General features: G+C 55.7%; 2 protein-coding genes. Both read right to left on the bottom strand.

Translation table 11 applies throughout. The features are described from left to right. Positions 1 to 242 precede the first annotated feature (242 nt). A complete protein-coding gene (locus tag JCM15831_RS15260; RefSeq protein WP_025824910.1) occupies positions 243 to 635 on the bottom strand; it encodes a hypothetical protein in 393 nt (130 codons plus the stop codon). A 3-nt stretch (positions 636 to 638) separates the two neighbouring features. Then, positions 639 to 863, bottom strand: a complete 225-nt coding sequence (locus tag JCM15831_RS15255) for a DUF2312 domain-containing protein (protein WP_232228236.1) — start codon at positions 861 to 863, stop codon at positions 639 to 641. Positions 864 to 957 lie beyond the last annotated feature (94 nt).

Here is a 957-nt window from a genome sequence, read left to right as displayed (position 1 = left end):
TCTCTCGCATGGTGCAAACCTCCCGGCCCGATCCCGCTGCCGTTTAAGGGCGCGGTTCTCGGATTTGAGGGCGTGTATTTCTCTGTTCTGGGACGCGACGAGAACAAGCATGCGGACTGGGTCGGGCCTTGCCTCCCAGAGCTTTAAGCGCTCTTCTTCGAGCAGAAGCCTCACTCCCGACAGTTGAGCGCGCAGGCTCTCGTTCTCTGCTTCCAGGCGGCGGAGGCGGGGGAAGAGTAGGTTTAGCATTTGCCGCCCTCCTGAAAGAGTTTGGCTAGCTGTGACCCAACCTCGGTCAGCTCGTATCTCATGCGGTTGGGTCCGACCAATCCACGCGAGCGCAAAGCAGAGACAGTTATCCCTTTCCCGCGTCCGAGGGACGTAGATCCGTTAGAGATTTCCACGAGAGCCTCAATCATACTCTGCGTGAGGTCATGCTCAATGAGAGCGTCAAAAGCCGCCATGTCCCGCTCGGCTTCCCGGAAAACTTCAGGACGAGATTCCTTCAGGAACTTGAACCGTTCCTCAATCTCGCGCTCCGTCTGCGGCAAATCTACGCGCGCAAGATGCTCTGCCCCCATCACCTCAAAATATAACGCGATGAACACGTCTTGTTCGTGAGTGAAATTGCTCATGTCTCACATCCCAAGCGCGCGTTTATAAGTATCGAGCAGGCTTTCCTGCTCCTCGATCTCGTTCGGCTCTTTTTTGCGGAGCGATATGATGTGCTTGATCGTTTTCACATCGAAACCAGCGCTCTTAGCTTCTGCGAAAATGTCGCGGATATCCGAGGCGAGTGCCTTGCGCTCTTCCTCTAACCTCTCGACTCTTTCGATTGTGGAACGGAGCCGATCGATCGCGATGCCACCGAATTTCGAGTCAGGGTCCGCAGCCTGTCGAGCACGGCTCGCAGCCGCTTCGTCAAGATCGAATGGTATTGTTGAGCCGCTATTGTGT

Source organism: Asaia astilbis JCM 15831, assembly GCF_000613845.1.
GTDB lineage: Bacteria > Pseudomonadota > Alphaproteobacteria > Acetobacterales > Acetobacteraceae > Asaia > Asaia astilbis.
Note: the sequence above shows the minus strand (reverse complement) of the source record. Positions and strands in the feature narration are given on the sequence as shown.

Bases quoted from the DNA above. Each gene is read 5' to 3' on its own strand.
- JCM15831_RS15260 (WP_025824910.1), bottom strand. From the start codon at position 635: ATGAGCAATTTCACTCACGAACAAGACGTGTTCATCGCGTTATATTTT.